This window comes from Pseudomonas sp. Pseusp88 (genome assembly GCF_047303955.1).
In the GTDB taxonomy this organism is placed as follows: Bacteria; Pseudomonadota; Gammaproteobacteria; order Pseudomonadales; family Pseudomonadaceae; genus Aquipseudomonas.
Window position 1 is genome coordinate 1 of sequence record NZ_JBGLYM010000011.1, and the last position, 16,908, is coordinate 16,908.

Here is a 16,908-nt window from a genome sequence, read left to right on the forward strand (position 1 = left end):
TGGAGCGGGAAACGAGACTCGAACTCGCGACCCCGACCTTGGCAAGGTCGTGCTCTACCAACTGAGCTATTCCCGCAATGTGGCGTCCCCTAGGGGACTCGAACCCCTGTTACCGCCGTGAAAGGGCGGTGTCCTAGGCCACTAGACGAAGGGGACACACGTACAACATTCACTACTTACCGCGCTTCGCTGTGTGCTTTACGCTGTAAGTGGCGCGCATTCTATGGATGGATCGGGGGGTCGTCAACCCCCATCTGAAAATTTATTTAAATCAATGACTTCACGCCTTCCGGCATTTTCAGGCATATAGATGAAGGATTCCGATAAGCGTCACCGCCATGACGTCAATTAGTTGCGAACTCCGACAGGTACATCTATGCGCAATAGTGCTTAGCCACTACACTCGCGCAATACACTTGAATTAAAGAAGAGGTTAGCGCGGTGACACCACTCATGATCACACTGATGGTAGTAGCTGGCATCGCACTCCTGATCGCGATCGGCTACTTGAACCATGTCGCTGAAAACAACAAGGTCGAGAAGGCACGCACCAAACTGGAACTCACCGACCGCCTGCGTCGTTGCGGCGAAATTTCGGAGACCTTCCCCGGTCAGTTGGTGACGCCAGCACTCAAGCTGCTGATGACGCGCCTGGAACTCAACGTCATACAGCGCATGCAGAACCTGGACAAGCACAATGACCAGCTCAAGTCCCGGGCTGCCGAGTTGTCCGAGCTGGTGGCCAAGGGCGAAGGCATTCCGGTCAATAACCCGCCGAGCCCGATCCTCACCGAAGCCAAGGCCAAGGACGTGCGTTTCCTGCTCGAAGCACTGCATGGCCAGGTCACTCGCGCGGCCCACGACGGCTTCCTGATGACCAACGAAGCCAAGCACTGGATTCGCGAAATCCGCAATATCCTGGTCATGCTGCACATTGAGTTCTTCAATAACCTGGGCCAGGCGGCACTGAACAACGATCAGCCAGGCCAGGCGCGCCTGGCCTTTGAGCGCGGTGTGCAATACCTGCGTAACCAACCGGACCCGGTCACTTATCAGCAGGCGCTGATCGCCATGGAAAAACAATTGGCTCGCGCCAACTCCATGGTCCTGACCAATATCGCGCCGACCGAGGACGACGAAAACGCCCTGACCGAAGGTCTGAAGGCGGACGAAGTCGAATCGGAATGGAAGAAAAAGGTGATCTACGACTGATGGGCCACGCCGCGCACGACTACCCGGTTGTGCGCGGCGGCAGATGACCGACTCAGCAGTCGGTCAGACGCAGAAAGATCTCTACCAGCTTCTCGACTCCCGCCTGATCCTCTTCGCTGAACCGCCCGATGCTCGGGCTATCCAGATCCAGCACGCCCAACAGTCGCCCATCCTTGATCAACGGCACCACCAGCTCACTGTTCGACGCGCTGTCGCAGGCAATGTGCCCGGCAAAGGCGTGGACGTCCTCGACCCGTTGGGTCTGCCGTGTCTCGGCAGCGGTACCGCAGACGCCACGGCCGATGGCGATGCGCACGCAGGCGATCTGCCCCTGGAACGGCCCCAGCACCAGCTCTTCATTACGATTGAAGTAGAAACCAGCCCAATTCAGGTCGTCCATCTGGCTATACAGGAAGGCCGAAAACTGTGCGGCGTTGGCGATGAAATCGCGCTCATCGGCCAGCAGCGACTCCAGTTGCGCGGTCAGCAGGCCATAGCCGTCCAGGCCCTTGCCACTGGTTTGCAGATCAATCATGAGGTTGCTCCAACAGTTTCAGGCCGACCCAGTAGCGGGCGAATTGATAGGCACAGCGGCCGTTGCGATTGCCACGTCCGGTGGCCCAACGCACGGCCAGGATGTCCAGCTCTTCGTCGCGCTGCCAGCTCAGGCCGGCCTTCTCGGCCAGTTGCCCGATCCAGTGCTCGACCACGTCGAGGAAGTGCTCCTGGGTGAAAGGGTAGAACGACAGCCACAGGCCGAAGCGGTCCGACAGGGCAATCTTGTCCTCGACGGCCTCGCTTGGATGCAGCTCGCCGTCGACGTGTTTCCAGTTCTCGTTGTCGCTTTCCTTTTCCGGCACCAGGTGACGACGGTTGGACGTGGCGTACAGCAGGACGTTGTCCGGCGCCTGTTCCAGCGAACCATCGAGAACGCTTTTGAGCACGCGGTAATCGCCCTCGCCCGACTCGAAGGACAGGTCGTCGCAGAACAGCACGAAACGCTGCGGCAGCTTCTGCAAGGCCTCGACCACTCGCGGCAGGTCGCCCAGATGGTCACGTTCGATTTCGATCAGGCGCAGGCCGTCAGCGGCATGTTCGGCCAGCAGCGCGCGAATCAGCGAGGATTTGCCGGTGCCGCGCGAGCCCCACAACAGCGCATGGTTGGCGGGCATACCGTCGAGGAACTGGCGCGTGTTGCGGCCCAATTGTTCGCATTGGCGGTCAACCCCGATCAAATCCGACAAGCGCATGTCCAGGCTGACCTCCAGCGGCATCAGGTAGCCGGTACGGCCCTCGCGAACCCAACGGGCGGCCAGGGTATCGCCCCAGTCGATAGCCTCACGCTGAGCAGGCAACAATGGCTCAAGGCGCGCCAGAACAGATTCGGCTCGCTCCAGAAAAGCATTCAATCGAGAGTCCACTATGTCTCCTTGGATTTAACTTATTAAAGGCCGGGCCCATCAGCTATGCTTGCCCCGCAATGGACTCCGGAAGTGGCAGTGCATCATGGATATCGCATTCACCAACCGACTGTCGTACAAGCAGGCGCGCACCACAGTGCTGGTCGGCTTCGTTCTCGGGACCTTGCTCAGCCTGGTGCAGATTGCCCTCGATTATGCCAGCGAAGACGCCTCCATCGATCGTGAAATTCGCGCCTTGCTGCAAATCAGTCACAACACCGCCTCGCGTATCGCCTACAACATCGACGCCGAACTGGCCCAGGAGTTGACCCTGGGGCTGCTGCAATCCCCGGCTGTGGTCGGTGCGCGCTTGAGCGACAACAACAATGTGGTGCTGTCCAGTGTCGAGCGGCCCTTCGCCCAGAGCCGTTACCGCGTGGTCAGCGACTTCCTGTTCGGTGAGAGCCGCCAGTTCGAAGACATCCTGCACCTGGACCACATGCCCACCGAATTCATCGGCAGCCTGCGCCTGAACGTCGACACCTACACATTCGGCAGTCGTTTCCTCAAGCGCGCCCAGATCACGCTGATCAACGGTTTTGTGCGCAGCCTGGCCCTGGCCGGCATTCTGTTGATCATTTTCTACGTCAACCTGACCCGGCCGCTGGTGGAGGTGATCCGCGCCCTGAGCAAACGCGACCCGCGGGACGCCAGCCAACCGCCCCTGCCCTGCCCGCCCTGTCACGAGAACGACGAGATCGGCGTCCTGGTGCGAGTGGCCAACAAACAGTTCGAGAATGTCACCACCGAGTTTATCCGCCGCCGCGAAGCCGAAGACCGCCTGACCCATCACCTGAATGAACTGGAGGACATCGTTTCCGCCCGCACCACTGAACTCAAAGCCAGTAACCTGCGCCTGAGCCAGTCCAACGAAGAATTGCAGATCGCCCGCAGCACCGCCCTTGACATGGCCCATGCGCGCTCGGCGTTTCTGGCCAATATGAGCCACGAGATCCGCACACCGCTCAACGGTCTGCTGGGTATGCTTGCCCTGTCCATGGACGGGCCACTGAATGCAGAACAACGCCAGCAACTGTCGATCGCCCACGACTCGGGCAAGGTCCTGGTGGAACTGCTCAACGATATTCTCGACCTGTCCAAGTTCAATGCCGGGCAGCTGGAGATGGAGCGCATTCCTTTCGACCTCGGCACGCTGATCGAAGACACTGCCAGCCTGCTGTCGCAGAACGCCGCCCCCAGCGTCGAACTGACTTGCATCATTGCCCCGGACTTCCCGGCGATGGTTCTGGGTGACCCGACCCGGGTCCGGCAGATTGTCAGCAACCTGCTGTCCAATGCCCTCAAGTTCACCCGCAGCGGACGGGTCGATGTGCGCCTTGAACATGACACCCAGGCTGATCGGGTGCGCATCGAAGTCTGCGACACAGGTATCGGTATCGCTCAGGACGCCCAGGCACGGATTTTCCAGCCTTTTACCCAGGCCGAAGCCGCCATTACCCGTCAGTTCGGCGGCACCGGACTGGGTCTGGCGCTGACCCACAACCTGTGCGAAGCGATGAATGGCTACCTGAGCATCCAGTCCCAGGCGGGCCTGGGCAGCCGCTTCTGCGCCGAGCTGCCGCTGCCCATTCACCAACCCGCCTGCGCGATGCCGTTGCTGCGTGGACGGGTGGTGGTGGTCAGTGCCGCGAACAGTGGCCTGTCGGAGCTGCTGGGCACCCTGCTGCCCGCCTGGGGCATAGAGTTCAAGCGTTGGGGCCGCGACGAGCACACTCCCGGCCTGCAATTGGATGGTCTGCCCGACCTGTTGATCACTGACTGCCCCGAATGCCTGCTCGGCATGCGCCCAGGCACCAGCGTGCCGATCCTGCTGGTCACCGCCTATGGCAACTTCATGCCCGGCGATCAGCTCAGCACTTTGGCCCCGCTACAGCAGCAGGCGCGCCCACTGGCGCGCCATACCTTGTATCAGACCCTGAGCCGGGTCCTGCATGAAGTAGAGCCCAGCGCCATCGAGGTGCCGCCGGAAGCCTTCACCCCGCTGCGTCGCTCCAATATCCTGTTGGTGGAAGACAACCCGGTCAACCAACTGGTGGCCAAGGGCATGCTGAGCAAGTTGGGGTGCGACGTGACTGTGGCCAGTCATGGCGTCGAAGCCCTGGAATGCCTGGAAAGGAGCGCCTTCGATCTGGTGCTGATGGACTGCAATATGCCGGTGATGGATGGTTACGAAGCCACTCGCCAGATTCGCCGCAGCGGCCGCTGGCCCGACCTGCCGATCATCGCCCTGACTGCCAACGCCATGCCCGAAGAGCGCGAACGCTGCCGTGCGTCGGGCATGAGCGATTACCTGGCCAAGCCGTTCAGGAAGGGGGAGTTGATCAACCTGCTGGATCAGTGGATACCGGTGACGCAGACATAGGTCTCTTGTGGGACCGGCTTTAGCCGGGAAAGCATCAGTACAGCCAATACATATCAGGCGTCTGAAGTATCGCTTTCCCGGCTAAGGCCGGTCCCACCCAATCAGAGCAACGCCTCAATCTCTTTGGTCAAATCCTCTGGCTTGGTCAGCGGCGCAAAACGCTTGACCAGCTTGCCGTCCTTGCCAATGAGGAACTTGGTGAAGTTCCACTTGATGCGTTCAGAGCCCAGCACGCCAGGAGCACGTTTTTTCAACTGGACGAACAGCGGATGGGCATCACTGCCATTGACATCGATCTTCTTGAACAGCGGGAAGCTGACACCGAAATTCAGTTCGCAGAACTCGGAAATCGCCCCTTCATTGCCCGGCTCCTGCTTGCCGAACTGGTTGCAGGGGAAGCCCAACACCACCAGGCCCTTGTCCTTGTAGTCCTGCCACAATTGCTCCAGGCCCTTGTATTGCGGGGTGAAACCGCACTTGCTGGCGGTATTGACCACCAGCACGGCCTTGCCGGCGTAGTCCGCCAGGGTCTTTTGCTCACCCTTGATGGTGGTGCAGGGAATGCTCAGCAGGTTGTCAGTCATGGCGGCGCCTCGCGCATACATAGATGTAGCCGATGAAGTTAGCGCGCAATTTAATCGCGCGCACTCCAATTCTTGAAACTGATGTAACCCGATAAGCGCCGACGCAGACAGAGATCAGTCTCTGGGTACCAGATCCAGACAGACCGAGTTGATGCAGTAACGCAGGCCGGTCGGCGGCGGACCATCGGGGAAAACGTGGCCCAGGTGGGCGTCGCATTTGGCGCAGACCACTTCGGTACGGATCATGCCGTGACTGATATCCCGCACCTCGACCACCGCACTGCCTTCCAGCGGCGCGTAGAAACTCGGCCAGCCGCAACCGGAGTCGAATTTGGTAGAGGAGTCGAACAGCGCCTCGTTGCAACACACGCAATGATAGACGCCAGCGGTCTTGGTGCTGTTGTACTTGCCGGAGAACGGGCGTTCGGTGCCTTTGAGGCGACAGACGTTGTACTGCTCGGGATCGAGCATGGCGCGCCATTCTTCCAGGGTCTTGTCCAGCTTTTCCACAGGTACACCTCCGAATCCGAAAAAGCCCGATCTGTATCTTCTCCACAGATCGGGTGGCACGTATGATTGCGCCTCGTTCGACGCCAGTCTGTCACCCACATTTGCGGCACACAAACCCATTTTCAAGGCGTCAAGTTCGACGAGCTGCATTTTCAGTCAATCGCGGCCCGTCCATTTTCAGGATCAATCACCATGCAGGTCAGCAAATCGAACAAGCTCGCCAACGTCTGCTATGACATTCGCGGGCCAGTGCTCAAGCACGCCAAACGCCTGGAAGAGGAAGGCCATCGCATCCTCAAGCTGAATATCGGCAATCCGGCGCCCTTTGGTTTCGAAGCGCCGGAAGAAATCCTGCAGGACGTGATCCGCAACCTGCCGACCGCGCAGGGCTACAGCGACTCCAAGGGGCTGTTCAGTGCGCGCAAGGCGGTGATGCAGTACTACCAGCAGAAGCAGGTCGAAGGTGTCGGCGTCGAAGACATCTATCTGGGCAATGGTGTCTCCGAGCTGATCGTGATGTCGATGCAGGCCTTGCTCAACAACGGTGACGAAGTCCTGATCCCGGCCCCCGACTACCCATTGTGGACAGCTGCGGTCGCGCTGGCTGGCGGTAATCCGGTGCACTATCTGTGCGACGAACAGGCCAACTGGTGGCCGGATCTGGCCGACATCAAGGCCAAGATCACGCCGAACACCAAGGCCATGGTCATCATCAACCCGAACAACCCGACCGGTGCGGTGTACTCCAGGGAAGTGCTGCTGGGCATGCTCGAACTGGCCCGCCAGCACAACCTGGTGGTGTTCTCCGACGAGATCTACGACAAGATCCTCTACGACGAAGCCGTTCATATCAGCACCGCCTCCCTGGCCCCGGACCTCCTTTGCCTGACCTTCAATGGCCTGTCCAAGTCCTATCGGGTCGCCGGTTTCCGCTCCGGCTGGCTGGCAATTTCCGGACCCAAGCACAACGCCCAGAGCTATATCGAAGGCCTGGATATCCTGGCCAACATGCGCCTGTGCGCCAACGTACCAAGCCAGCATGCCATTCAGACCGCACTGGGCGGCTACCAGAGCATCAATGACCTGGTCCTGCCACCAGGACGCCTGCTTGAACAGCGCAATCGCACCTGGGAGCTGCTCAACGATATCCCCGGTGTCAGTTGCGTCAAGCCCATGGGCGCGCTGTATGCCTTCCCGAAAATCGATCCGAAGGTCTGTCCGATCTTCAACGATGAAAAATTCGCCCTTGACCTGCTGCTCTCGGAAAAGCTGCTGATCGTACAAGGCACCGCGTTCAACTGGCCATGGCCCGACCACTTCCGCGTCGTGACCCTGCCCCGCGTGGACGACCTGGAACAGGCCATTGGGCGCATCGGCAACTTCCTCAAGTCGTACCGCCAGTAATATAGCGACCTCCCCTGCCGCTTCCTGCGGCAGGGGAAAGCCCTGCACCGAATGAAAAACCTTTCATGTTCCGGTGCCCGACGGCTTCAGGCCTGGAAGCGTTGATGCATAACGACTTCTGAAAAAACCTGCCCATGCGACACAGTTTGAAATAGTCCCTCTATTGAATAGCCGGGGGCATCACCTTATATACCCCCCATCGCGTTACATATCCGTCACCAGGAGAATTTCCCAACCATGATGCGCATCTTGCTGTTTTTGGCCACTAACCTGGCGGTCGTGCTGATTGCCAGCATCACCTTGAGCCTGTTCGGCTTCAACGGGTTCATGGCAAAAAACGGGGTTGATCTGAACCTCAATCAGCTGCTGGTTTTCTGCGCTGTCTTTGGTTTCGCAGGCTCGCTGTTCTCGCTGTTCATCTCCAAGTGGATGGCGAAGATGAGCACCGGCACCCAGATCATCACCCAACCGCGCACCCGTCATGAACAATGGCTGTTGCAGACCGTTGAACAACTGTCCCGTGAAGCCGGGATCAAGATGCCGGAAGTCGGTATTTTTCCGGCCTATGAGGCCAACGCCTTCGCTACCGGCTGGAACAAGAACGACGCGCTGGTCGCGGTCAGCCAGGGCCTGCTGGAACGTTTCTCGCCCGATGAAGTGAAAGCGGTGCTCGCCCACGAGATCGGCCACGTCGCCAACGGCGATATGGTGACCCTGGCGCTGGTACAGGGCGTGGTCAACACCTTCGTCATGTTCTTTGCCCGCATCATCGGCAATTTCGTCGACAAGGTGATCTTCAAGAACGAAAACGGCCAGGGCATGGCGTACTACATTGCGACCATCTTCGCCGAACTGGTTCTGGGCGTACTGGCCAGCACGATCGTCATGTGGTTCTCGCGCAAACGCGAATACCGCGCCGACGAAGCCGGTGCACGACTGGCAGGCACCAACGCCATGATCGGCGCCCTGCAACGCCTGCGCTCGGAACAGGGCGTACCGGTACAGATGCCCGACAGCCTGACCGCTTTCGGCATCAATGGCGGCCTCAAGCATGGCCTGGCTGGCCTGTTCATGAGCCATCCGCCGCTGGAAGAACGAATCGAGGCGCTGCGTCGTCGCGGTTGAGGCTTCAACCAATCGAAAGGGCGACTACGGTCGCCCTTTTTTGTTTGCCGCATCGTATAACCGGGAATGATATGTGGGAGCCGGCTTGCTGGCGATGGCGTCAGGTCAGTCACCGAAGATGCCGGCTGTGACGACGCCATCGCCAGCAAGCCGGCTCCTACAGTTACGCGCGCTCAGCTCGAGTCATTCGATACACCTGCTCATCCAGCCGACTCGCCCCACGCTGCACAAACTTGGCGTTTTCCTGCAATACATCCTTTGAGTCGATCAGTTCCACCTGCCAGTCCTCGGCCAACAGGCGCTGTACCTCGGCGCTATCAACGGAAAATGGCGGACCATCGATTTCTTCCTGTACATAGTCCAGGGTCACCAACAGTCCGCGACAATCTGCCCCGAGCAGCCGAGCAAGCTGCCCGGCATAGCGTCCGCGCATCTCCTCGGGCAGGGCAATTAGCGCTGCCCGATCGTACAGCGCCGTGCAGGCACCGATATCTGCCGGCGTCAGGCCGAAGAAGTCACCACACCAGATTTCACAGCGATCATCGCGATAGACTTTGTACTCGCCACGAGCCTCGATCAGTGGCTGGATACCGCGCTCGGTGAAATACGCCTCGGCCGCCGCTTGGGCCAGTTCGACCCCGACCACGTACAGACCCTGCTCACCGAGCCAGGTCATATCGACGCTCTTGCCACAGAGCGGCACCAGCACACGCGTGCCAGCAGCAATCTCCAGGATCGGCCAGAACCGTTGCAGATACGGATTGACCTCGGCCTGATGAAAACCGATCTGGCCCGTCGCCCAGCGTGAATGCCAAAACCCCGGCTCCATGAAACCTCCCGATAATTCGATAAATAGCCGCTAAAACTTATATTAGATTTAGATCAATGATCTGCCTGAAGATGGCGTCATGTTATCGCTCAGGATACCCCTCATGTTTCCCAGCCTGTTTATTTCCCATGGTTCACCCATGCTTGCCCTGGAACCCGGCGCAAGCGGCCCGGCACTGGCGCGTCTTGCCGCAGAAATGCCGCGCCCGCGGGCCATTGTCATTGTCTCGGCGCACTGGGAAAGCCAGGAGCTGCTGGTCAACGCCAACCCCCACCCCGAGACCTGGCACGACTTCGGCGGCTTCCCGCCGGAACTCTTCGCCGTGCAATACCCTGCCCCCGGCCTGCCCGAACTGTCCACCGAGGTCGTGGAACTGCTGACCAAGGCAGGTCTGCCTGCGCGCCTGAACAGCCAGCGGCCCTTTGACCATGGCGTCTGGGTACCCTTGTCGCTGATGTATCCACAGGCCGACATTCCGATTGTTCAGGTGTCCCTGCCGAGCCGCCAGGGCCCGGCCCTGCAAAGCCTGGTCGGCAAGGCCCTGGCCAGTCTGCGTGAAGAAGGCGTGCTGCTGATCGGTTCCGGCAGCATCACCCATAACCTGCGCGAGCTGGACTGGCAGGCAGGTCCTGAAAGCATCGAACCCTGGGCCGGGGAGTTCCGTGACTGGTTCGTCGAGAAGCTCGGCGCCAACGACGAAACCAGCCTGCACGACTACCGCCGTCGGGCACCCAATGCCGTGCGCAATCACCCGAGCGACGAGCATTTGCTGCCGCTGTACTTTGCGCGCGGTGCCGGGGGTGAGTTCAGCATTGCCCACCAGGGCTTCACCATGGGTGCGCTGGGGATGGATATCTATCGCTTTGGTTGAGCCGGATCGATATACCTCCACATCCAGCGGCACCTGAAACTTTAGGTTACTGCGTCACGTTTGACCTCATATGAGATGAGCAACATCATCTCCGGTCCGACATCACGTGACACAGGGACCTGTCGTGGACGAGAAAAAAACCAAGGACCCTTTCGAGCGTCCCTGGCATGAGAAAAAACTTCCTAACGGTGGTGCCTCATGGGCGGCCTGGAACAAGCCCAAGGAACCAGAACCGGTATACGTACCGAAAGACCCATGGCAGCCGCCCAAAGAACGCACAGACCTGGTTTTTGCCAAGTCCTGCGTGGTTCACAACCGATGCAAGACTGACGCCGGGACCACCATAGAACCTGCATCAAACTTCGGCGCAGTGATGGTGGCTGGCGCCATGCTCCTCCCCTCCGCCTCTACCGCGATAGCCGCTGCGCTCGGTGCCGATCTGGGGTTGGGCCGTATGGCCGGTGGCGGCATCATGCAACAGCGCCTTACCTGGATGGTTCGCGGGGCGGGCGGGCCTGCCAGCGTATTCATATTGGGGATGCTCCCGGCCAAAATGGGCGACGGCACGCTGCACACCGACGATCAACTTCGCAGGATGAGCCGCGCGCCCACGCGGGTGCGGTTCCAGTTCCGCCGCGATACCGAGGGCGAGCTACAGGTCTATGGCATCCACACCAAAGCATCAGGCGATGACTCGGTGCGCACAGTGCAAGCTACCTGGAATGCCGACAAAACCGCCATGGAAGCCAAGCTGAATGGCATCACCATTCTTTGGACTCCACGCGATAGCCGCCTCGGATCAATGCCACCCCTGATCTATCCCGAAGCCAGCGACGCCCGCTTGGGCACCATCCTGGTACACCCGATCCCGGACGACACCGACAGCCAGATCGAAGGCCTGCCCGGCGAGGACATCACCACCGACGACTGCATTGTCGTGTTTCCGGCGGATACGGGCCTGAAGTCGATGTATGTGGTGTTTGCACGGCCTTTTGGGGGAGATCATAGTTATCATCTTCCTCCAATTGGGCTTGCAGCGTTTCCAGATGCTGTCCAGGTTGACGCCAAAACGAAGATTCAAGGCGGGGGCGGACTTCGCAAACGCTGGAAAGATAGCAAAGGGCGTATCTACGAATGGGATAGCCAGCACGGGGCGGTAGAGATGTACGATAAACGGGGCAAGCATCTAGGTGAGTTTGACCCCAATACCGGTGAGCAAACAAAGCCAGCAAAACCTGGGCGTAAAGTAGAAAAATAGGAGGTTTTATGTACGTACACATCAGCGGATTTTTACTGGACAGCAGCGAAGATGATTCACTTAAATTTGAACTGCTGTTGAACCAATCATATGCCGAGCGCATTGCACAGCTTCTCGGCCACCGAAACCTTAATGCAATGGCAGCGGGTGAATGGCGTCTCACGAGTGATCAGGTGACACAGTTGTCATCATTAATTGGGCAGCCACTCCCGACTGATTTAAAACTGCTTATTGGACTTGTAGCCTAGAAAGAAATCTCCACTTACTGCAAATTAAGGGTTCAAGGTGGGGGCGTTTCCCGTAGGCGCTGGAAAGATAGCAAGGGGCGCATTTACGAGCGGGATAGCCAGCATGGCGCCGTAGAAATGTACGATAAACAAGGCAAGCAATTGGGTGAATTTGATCCTGATACAGGTGAACAAACCAAGCTCGTGCGAAAAATAGAGAAATAGGAGAATTTATTTATCTATATATATTTGGATTTCTGCTCGACAGTACAGAAGACGACTCGCTTAAATTTGAACTCCAGATTGACAGTGTATTTAATGAGCAAATTATACAGTTCCTAGGTCACCGAAGCCTCAATGCGATGGCCGAGGGCGACTGGATATTAACGAGCGAGCAGGTGGCAAAACTTTCATCGCTCATCGAGCAACCGCTACCAGCTGACTTAAAACTACTTATTGGTGTTGTGGCCTGAATGCCATCCGGCTGATGCACGGATGGAAGGAGTGGGACTCTATGGAATTATTTTTGAGTGGGATAGCCAACACGCCGCCGTTGAAATGTACAACAAGCGCGGAAAGCATTTAGGGGAGTTTGACCCCGAAACAGGTGAGCGAACCAAAGATGCGGACAATACACGCGAGGTTGAACCTTGAAATACACCATTGAAGTTTTCGATAAAGAAACAGAGCTTTTGGCGTTTGAAATTGATCTGCCTGACGGTTGCGATTCGCAACTGAACAGCATCATGGGTTGGTCAACTCCTCAGCGAGGAGATAAAGGCTATGACCTGAACATCGAGCAGGCTGCCGCACTAGAGGCATTAGCTGGCAGGAATTTTTACGATAAGGTGCATATTTTTCAGCTCACCTGCAGCATTGCCTGATTACGCTCTCTCGTCGCCGGGGATATTTGCTCAAAGAACCGGGACGAACAGCGACCAGCGGGAAGACCATGTTCTTAGAACTCACAGGTTTTCTGAACGCCGATAACGAAGACGATTCAATCAAGTTTTAGCTCGACGTCTCCCCCGAGCTTGAGCAAGCAGTAATGGACGTATTAGGGTAGAAACGCATGGCAACTGAAGCTGCTGGTGATCTGCCTTTAACGCTACTACAAATTCAGATGATTCGTGCGGTGATTAAAGAGCAGCTACCGACGGAGCTAGAAATATTCATAGGGGTGCGCCCATGAATGCCCTGTAGCGATGTAGCTGGCATCGAAATACCAAATCCCGCGCAAAAAAATCCCCGAACCAGTCGGGGATTTTTTTGTTCAGACCATCAGCTCAAGTGCTGATCAGTCTTCGCGATAACGACGCAGTTTCAGCTGCTTACCGGCAACGCGAGTGTCCTTGAGCTTGGTCAGCAGACGCTCGAGGCCATCTTCCGGCAGCTCGACCAGGCTGAAGCTGTCACGGACCTGGATGCGGCCGATCGCTTCGCGGGCCAGGCCGCCTTCGTTGAGGATTGCACCCAGCAGGTTCTTGGCGGCGATACCGTCACGCGCGCCCAGCGCGGTACGGCAACGGGCACGGCCTTCAGCCAGTGGCATCGGCGCGCGACGTTCGCGGTCAGCGCTGCTGCGCTCAGGACGATCACCGGAGCGCTCGCCAGTACGTTCACGTGGAGCGCTGTTCGGCACCAGTGGACGTTCTTTCTCGATGGCTGCCAGGGTCAGGGCCTGACCGTTGGTGGCCTTGCGCAGCAGGGCAGCGGCCAGGGCGCGCGGAGTGCAGCCGATGTCAGCGGTCAGGCGATCCAGCAGATCACCGTGAGTGGCTTCAGCGTCAGCAACCAGCGGCGCGAGGCTGTTGGTCAGCTTCTTGATGCGGGCATCGAGAACGGCCTGGGCGTCGGGCAGACGCACTTCGGCAACTTTCTGGCCGGTTACACGCTCGATCACTTGCAGCATGCGACGCTCACGCGGCGTTACCAGCAGCAGGGCGCGACCTTCGCGACCGGCACGGCCGGTACGGCCGATACGGTGAACGTAGGACTCTGGATCGTAAGGCATGTCCACGTTGAATACGTGGGTGATACGCGGAACGTCGAGGCCGCGAGCGGCAACGTCGGTAGCGACCACGATATCCAGGCGACCGTCCTTGAGGGAGTCGATCACGCGCTCACGCTGGTTCTGGGCGATATCGCCGTTCAGCGCAGCGGCTTTATAGCCACGGGCTTCCAGGGCGCTTGCCAGGTCCAGGGTCGCTTGCTTGGTGCGAACGAACATGATCAGGGCGTCGAAATCTTCGACTTCCAGCAGGCTCAGTACAGCCGAGGTCTTCTGGTCAGCGTGAACCAACAGGTGAGCCTGTTCGATCGCGGTAACGGTCTGGGTCTTGGTCTGGATCTTGACGTGCTTCGGATCACGCAGGTGGCGTTCAGCGATGGCACGGATCGACTGCGGCAGGGTCGCCGAGAACAAAACGGTCTGACGGGTTTCCGGCATGGCCTTGAAGATGACTTCCAGGTCGTCCATGAAGCCCAGCTTGAGCATCTCGTCGGCTTCGTCCAGAACCAGGTGGTTCACGGTGGCCAGGACTTTTTCGTCACGGCGCAGGTGATCGCACAGGCGGCCTGGAGTCGCGACGACGATTTGCGCGCCGTTGCGGATTGCTTTCAGTTGCGGGCCCATCGGCGCGCCGCCGTAGACAGCCACGACGGTAACGCCCGGCATCTGCTTGGCGTAGGTTTCGAAGGCGGTGGCTACTTGCAGCGCCAGTTCGCGGGTCGGCGCCAGGATCAGGGCCTGAGGCTCGCGCTTGCTCGGGTCAATGCGATGCAGGATAGGCAGGGCAAAGGCAGCGGTTTTACCGGTACCGGTCTGCGCCTGGCCGATCATGTCGTGGCCGGCAAGGATAATCGGGATCGATTGCTGCTGAATGGCCGAAGGCTCTTCGTAGCCGGTCGCAACGACGGCGGCAACAATGTTCGGGTGAAGTTCGAGAGCGGCGAAGCCGCCGAGTTCCTGGGTCATGGGTCTGCCTCTAGTGCATCCGCAAAGACCCATGCTACAAAGCTGCGCCTGCCGTGTAAGACCCTTGGGTCACCCTGGCTGCTTTGTCGGCGGGGATTTGCGAAAACGTTTTGATGAATGGATCGCCTAGGATAGTTCGCGTAGCGAACGAGCAGCCGAAGATGACTTCGGGAAATGCATACCTGGACGAGGGCCTGTTAAGGCCGGCGCGCACTATACCGGAATTGCGCAGAAAAGTGAGCCTTTTTTTAAAGTTTCATGAACAACAGAGACAGGTGTAACAGGCTTTGCGCAAATCCATGCCAGTGTCTATTTTGCAAAAGGCCCGGTAGCACTGGTGATGCAGCTTAAACGTTTCATCTTTTCAGTCAGGCGTTGCACTCCCGTCCTACATCTGCGCACAGGGATTCCGACATGACCTCCTCCGTAACAGGCCGCGTCAGCCGCGAACGGCATGATCACATCATGCTTATCGGGCTGGACCGCGTGGCCAAGCGCAATGCCTTCGATATTGAGCTGTTGAACCAACTGAGCCTGGCCTATGGCGAGTTCGAACGCGATGACCAGGCACGTGTCGCAGTGATCTTCGCCCATGGCGAGCACTTTACCGCCGGCCTGGACCTGGCCGAAGCCGGCCCGGCCCTGAGCAATGGCTGGCAAGTCCCCGAGGGCGGCTACGACCCTTGGGGTACCGGCGCCGGGCCCAGGGTCAGCAAGCCGGTGATTGTTGCCGCCCAGGGCTACTGCCTGACCCTGGGCATCGAGCTGATGCTGGCCTCGGATATCAACCTGTGCAGCAGTAACAGCCGCTTTGCCCAGCTGGAAGTACAGAGGGGGATCTTCGCCTTTGGCGGCGCTACCCTGCGCCTGCATCAGATCGCCGGCTGGGGCAACGCCATGCGCTGGATGCTGACAGGTGATGAATTCGACGCCCACGAAGCCTGTCGCATGGGCCTGGTGCAGGAGGTGCTGGCCAGCGAGGACCTGCTGCCCTACGCCCTGCAACTGGCCGCGCGTATCGCCGAACAGGCGCCCCTGGCGATTCGCGCGACCATCGAGTCATCGCGACAGGCCGTACTCGAAGGCGAAATCAGCGCGGCGCGGCAGTTGCCCGGTCTGGTCAGCCAGGTGATGAACAGTGAGGACGCCCGGGAAGGTTTGCTGGCCATGCAGCAACGCAGGCCAGCGGTCTTTACCGGACGTTAAGTGGCGGGGCGAATCTGCTTGATCAACGGCAGCAGCGAATAACCCAGGCGTGGGGCCAACGCTTCGGCGCGCCCGGTCAGGGCGTCAAAGTCCAGATGCTGCTCCAGGTCGGCGGGCACGATCAGGATGACGTTGCCCTCTTTCACCGGCAGCTCCCAGTAGTGCCGGTGATACAGGCCCCGCAGCAGCGCCGCGCCCAGGGGCTTGCCATCATCGGCGGCCCACTGGTTGATCACCAGCCAGCCGCCGGGGTTCAGGCGCTTCTGGCAGCTTTCCAGGAAATTCCAGGCCAGATGACCGACGCCAGGGCCGACGTCGGTATAAAGGTCGACGAAGATCAGGTCGGCCGACTCCGCCGTCGGCAACAGTTCAAGGGCGTCGCCGATGCGGATATACAGGCGCGGGTCGTCGTCCAGGCCCATGTATTCGATAGCCAGGCGCGGCACGTCGGGACGCAGCTCGATGGCTTCGACATCTTCCAGGGGCAGAAACTTGAGACAGGCCTGGGTCAGGGTCCCGGCACCGAGGCCGAGGAACAGCGCGCTGTCCGGCAACTCGTGACACAGTGCGCCGATCAGCATGGCCCGGGTGTAGTCGTACTCCAGCCAACTGGGATCGGCGGTAAAAGTGCAGCTTTGTTCGATGGCATCGCCGAATTCGAGGAACCGGTAATCGTCCACTTCAAGTACGCGAATCATGCCGAAAGCGTCATGCACCTCGGCCAGGATCCGCTCTACACGTTCCTCGGTCATTGCCTCTTCATCCCTCATCAAACAACTCATAAGCAACTGAAATAAATGGATTTCTGTGGGAGCGAATTCATTCGCGAAAGCGCCATTACCGATGACGAAAATGCATCGGA

General features: G+C 58.9%; 18 protein-coding genes, 2 tRNA genes and 2 pseudogenes. 13 read left to right on the forward strand and 9 right to left on the reverse strand.

Translation table 11 applies throughout. From position 1 onward, the window contains the following. Positions 1–76, reverse strand: a tRNA-Gly gene (locus tag ACCD02_RS15800). Between the two features lie 4 nt (positions 77–80). Then, positions 81–156: transfer RNA gene (locus tag ACCD02_RS15805), tRNA-Glu, on the reverse strand. Positions 157–453: 297 nt separating this feature from the next. Here ACCD02_RS15805 and ACCD02_RS15810 point away from each other — a divergent pair. Then, entirely contained in the window at positions 454–1,212 is a 759-nt protein-coding gene (locus tag ACCD02_RS15810; protein ID WP_413303440.1) for a hypothetical protein, read from the forward strand. A 52-nt stretch (positions 1,213–1,264) separates the two neighbouring features. Here the strand turns inward: ACCD02_RS15810 and ACCD02_RS15815 are convergent, their stop codons facing one another. Together ACCD02_RS15815 and ACCD02_RS15820 are read right to left on the reverse strand one after the other, a co-directional pair. Beyond that, a complete protein-coding gene (locus tag ACCD02_RS15815) occupies positions 1,265–1,747 on the reverse strand; it encodes a GAF domain-containing protein (RefSeq protein WP_413303443.1) in 483 nt (160 codons plus the stop codon). Next, positions 1,740–2,633 (reverse strand): ATP-binding protein, encoded by an 894-nt coding sequence (locus ACCD02_RS15820; protein ID WP_413303446.1) that lies wholly within the window; start codon positions 2,631–2,633, stop codon positions 1,740–1,742. Before ACCD02_RS15820 ends, ACCD02_RS15815 begins: the two co-directional genes overlap by 8 nt. An 85-nt stretch (positions 2,634–2,718) precedes the next feature. Here ACCD02_RS15820 and ACCD02_RS15825 point away from each other — a divergent pair, with 85 nt between their 5' ends. Continuing rightward, entirely contained in the window at positions 2,719–5,055 is a 2,337-nt protein-coding gene (locus ACCD02_RS15825) for an ATP-binding protein (protein WP_413303448.1), read from the forward strand. A gap of 101 nt (positions 5,056–5,156) precedes the next feature. Here the strand turns inward: ACCD02_RS15825 and ACCD02_RS15830 are convergent, their stop codons facing one another. Next, entirely contained in the window at positions 5,157–5,639 is a 483-nt protein-coding gene (locus ACCD02_RS15830; RefSeq protein ID WP_413303451.1) for a glutathione peroxidase, read from the reverse strand. Between the two features lie 114 nt (positions 5,640–5,753). Next, positions 5,754–6,149 (reverse strand): peptide-methionine (R)-S-oxide reductase MsrB, encoded by a 396-nt coding sequence (gene msrB, locus ACCD02_RS15835; protein ID WP_413303454.1) that lies wholly within the window; start codon positions 6,147–6,149, stop codon positions 5,754–5,756. 192 nt (positions 6,150–6,341) lie between these two features. Here msrB and ACCD02_RS15840 point away from each other — a divergent pair, with 192 nt between their 5' ends. Together ACCD02_RS15840 and htpX are read left to right on the forward strand one after the other, a co-directional pair. Continuing rightward, positions 6,342–7,553: a pyridoxal phosphate-dependent aminotransferase gene (locus ACCD02_RS15840; RefSeq protein ID WP_413303456.1), complete on the forward strand. Its 1,212-nt coding sequence runs from the start codon at positions 6,342–6,344 to the stop codon at positions 7,551–7,553. A 237-nt stretch (positions 7,554–7,790) separates the two neighbouring features. Further along, positions 7,791–8,678: a protease HtpX gene (htpX, locus tag ACCD02_RS15845; protein WP_413303459.1), complete on the forward strand. Its 888-nt coding sequence runs from the start codon at positions 7,791–7,793 to the stop codon at positions 8,676–8,678. Between the two features lie 163 nt (positions 8,679–8,841). Here the strand turns inward: htpX and ACCD02_RS15850 are convergent, their stop codons facing one another. Beyond that, positions 8,842–9,507, reverse strand: coding sequence for a thiopurine S-methyltransferase (locus ACCD02_RS15850; RefSeq protein WP_413303461.1), 666 nt, complete (start codon positions 9,505–9,507; stop codon positions 8,842–8,844). Between the two features lie 103 nt (positions 9,508–9,610). On the opposite strand from ACCD02_RS15850, the gene ACCD02_RS15855 reads away from it, so the two are divergent. From ACCD02_RS15855 to ACCD02_RS15890, 8 genes and pseudogenes are all read left to right on the forward strand, one after another. Then, complete coding sequence (locus ACCD02_RS15855) at positions 9,611–10,378, forward strand: DODA-type extradiol aromatic ring-opening family dioxygenase (RefSeq protein WP_413303464.1); 768 nt, start codon at positions 9,611–9,613, stop codon at positions 10,376–10,378. Between the two features lie 124 nt (positions 10,379–10,502). Beyond that, complete coding sequence (locus ACCD02_RS15860; protein WP_413303467.1) at positions 10,503–11,636, forward strand: colicin E3/pyocin S6 family cytotoxin; 1,134 nt, start codon at positions 10,503–10,505, stop codon at positions 11,634–11,636. Positions 11,637–11,644: 8 nt separating this feature from the next. Continuing rightward, entirely contained in the window at positions 11,645–11,884 is a 240-nt protein-coding gene (locus tag ACCD02_RS15865) for a pyocin S6 family toxin immunity protein (RefSeq protein WP_413303470.1), read from the forward strand. A gap of 21 nt (positions 11,885–11,905) precedes the next feature. Next, a pseudogene (locus tag ACCD02_RS15870) lies at positions 11,906–12,088 on the forward strand (colicin E3/pyocin S6 family cytotoxin); the annotation flags it as partial. 20 nt (positions 12,089–12,108) lie between these two features. Continuing rightward, positions 12,109–12,336, forward strand: a complete 228-nt coding sequence (locus ACCD02_RS15875; protein WP_413303796.1) for a pyocin S6 family toxin immunity protein — start codon at positions 12,109–12,111, stop codon at positions 12,334–12,336. 43 nt (positions 12,337–12,379) lie between these two features. Next, a pseudogene (locus tag ACCD02_RS15880) lies at positions 12,380–12,517 on the forward strand (colicin E3/pyocin S6 family cytotoxin); the annotation flags it as partial. Beyond that, the gene (locus ACCD02_RS15885) at positions 12,514–12,747 is read left to right on the forward strand and encodes a hypothetical protein (protein WP_413303472.1); all 234 of its coding nucleotides are present in this window, start codon (positions 12,514–12,516) and stop codon (positions 12,745–12,747) included. The pseudogene ACCD02_RS15880 and the gene ACCD02_RS15885, both read left to right, overlap by 4 nt. A gap of 188 nt (positions 12,748–12,935) precedes the next feature. Further along, entirely contained in the window at positions 12,936–13,055 is a 120-nt protein-coding gene (locus ACCD02_RS15890; protein ID WP_413303474.1) for a pyocin S6 family toxin immunity protein, read from the forward strand. A 105-nt stretch (positions 13,056–13,160) separates the two neighbouring features. Here ACCD02_RS15890 and ACCD02_RS15895 read toward each other — a convergent pair whose 3' ends face one another. Further along, the gene (locus tag ACCD02_RS15895) at positions 13,161–14,873 is read right to left on the reverse strand and encodes a DEAD/DEAH box helicase (protein ID WP_259099443.1); all 1,713 of its coding nucleotides are present in this window, start codon (positions 14,871–14,873) and stop codon (positions 13,161–13,163) included. Between the two features lie 381 nt (positions 14,874–15,254). Here ACCD02_RS15895 and ACCD02_RS15900 point away from each other — a divergent pair, with 381 nt between their 5' ends. Further along, positions 15,255–16,046, forward strand: a complete 792-nt coding sequence (locus tag ACCD02_RS15900) for a crotonase/enoyl-CoA hydratase family protein (RefSeq protein ID WP_413303477.1) — start codon at positions 15,255–15,257, stop codon at positions 16,044–16,046. Here the strand turns inward: ACCD02_RS15900 and ACCD02_RS15905 are convergent. Continuing rightward, positions 16,043–16,798 carry a spermidine synthase gene (locus tag ACCD02_RS15905; RefSeq protein WP_413303480.1) on the reverse strand — a complete coding sequence of 252 codons (756 nt, stop codon included), beginning with the start codon at positions 16,796–16,798 and terminating at the stop codon, positions 16,043–16,045. The genes ACCD02_RS15900 and ACCD02_RS15905 overlap by 4 nt on opposite strands. Positions 16,799–16,908 lie beyond the last annotated feature (110 nt).